Annotated in this window: 2 tRNA genes and 2 rRNA genes; all 4 read right to left on the reverse strand. The window is 31.2% G+C overall.

Features of this window, described 5'->3' with window-relative positions:
- Positions 1 to 666 precede the first annotated feature (666 nt).
- Positions 667 to 742: transfer RNA gene (locus GPX08_RS12795), tRNA-Ala, on the reverse strand.
- A 5-nt stretch (positions 743 to 747) separates the two neighbouring features.
- A tRNA-Ile gene (locus GPX08_RS12800) sits at positions 748 to 824 on the reverse strand.
- Between the two features lie 6 nt (positions 825 to 830).
- A 5S ribosomal RNA gene (gene rrf / locus GPX08_RS12805) occupies positions 831 to 947 on the reverse strand.
- A gap of 86 nt (positions 948 to 1,033) precedes the next feature.
- Positions 1,034 to 1,158, reverse strand: a 23S ribosomal RNA gene (locus GPX08_RS12810); the annotation flags it as partial.

Here is a 1,158-nt window from a genome sequence, read left to right on the forward strand (position 1 = left end):
CAGGATCAAACTCTCAATAAAAAGTTTAATCTTTTGCTCAAATTACTTTGAGTCTTAATTTTAAGACTTAAAAGAATTGCTGGTTTATTTTACTTAACTTTATTCTGTTCAATTTTCAAAGACCATTTTCTTTGTCGCCCTCAAGCGACTTCATTATCTTACTACTTATAAGATAACTTGTCAACAACTTTTTTTCGTATTTTTTTTACTACTTTCGTCATTTATCTCAGCGACGGGTTTTATAATATCACTTAAACAAAATAATTTCCCATTATAAATATATTAATTTATAAGATTATATTTATCTTTCTCTATTTTTCTTTATATATCTTTATTTTTATACTTATGATACACAAGGAAGAGTTATCTATATATTTCAGCTATTATTTATAGAAATATATGATTTGTGCTATAAATAACATATCTATATCAAGCCTTACTATTATAAAATATTATAAAATTAAAACTAAATATATATTTGTAATTAGTTTTATATTTATATTTAGATTTAAATTATACTATAGAAAATGCTTTCTATAATTTGTATCCTAATAATATTTGACTATTTGATTAATATTAGAACTTAAATATATCTTTTAATACCAATCACTTATATACTAAATATTAATTATAAACATAAAAAAAGCTACGATATCATCGTAGCTTTGGTGGAGGTAAAGGGATTCGAACCCTTGACCCCTTGCGTGCAAGGCAAGTGCTCTCCCAACTGAGCTATACCCCCGAATATGGTGGACCTTCAGGGACTCGAACCCCGGGCCAACCGGTTATGAGCCGGTTGCTCTAACCAACTGAGCTAAAGATCCTTATTAACCTGGCAACGTTCTACTCTCCCACACAGTCGCCCGTGCAGTACCATCGACGCTGTAGAGCTTAACTTTCCTGTTCGGAATGGAAAGGAGTGTTTCCTCTACGCCATCATCACCAGATGCTGTGAGATTCTAAATCTCTAATTTGTTTTTTTCAGAGTGTTCTCTGAAAATTGCATATGAATAATTTTAACATTTCCAAATTTTTATTGGTCAAGCCCTCGACCTATTAGTATCAGTCAGCTAAATATGTTACCACACTTACACCTCTGACCTATCAACCTTGTGTTCTTCAAGGGGTCTTACTAGCTTATGCTATGGGAAATCTCAT

The sequence above is a fragment of the Clostridium tertium genome (genome assembly GCF_902652255.1).
Classification (GTDB): Bacteria; Bacillota; Clostridia; order Clostridiales; family Clostridiaceae; genus Clostridium; species Clostridium tertium_A.